This window comes from Caballeronia sp. M23-90 (assembly GCF_053574605.1).
In genome coordinates, this window is the sequence record NZ_JBSIPA010001078.1 from 1 (window position 1) to 252 (window position 252).

Annotated in this window: 1 pseudogene; it reads right to left on the reverse strand. The window is 57.5% G+C overall.

Going from position 1 to position 252, the window contains the following annotated elements:
* Positions 1 to 41 precede the first annotated feature (41 nt).
* Positions 42 to 252, reverse strand: a pseudogene (locus ACRXB1_RS37885) (hypothetical protein); the annotation flags it as partial.

A 252-nucleotide genomic window follows, 5' to 3' on the forward strand; every position in this document is an offset into this window, starting at 1 on the left:
ATGAGCTTGATCCATCGTCGATAAACAGCCCGTCTGCCGCGTTACCAATCAGGTTGGATACGTTGACGATCGAGATCGCGGCAGCGAGGATGGTGCTCGTCCTGCTTGCAAAAAAAGGCCATATGAATATCGCGCTCCATCGTGACCGTCGCCAGCTCGCGCTTGACCCGCGCCAATTCCGCCTCCAACTCGCTCTGCGGCTTTTGCGTCTCGCCTACCTTCGTTAGCGTCCCTTTTCGCTCGGCAACGACC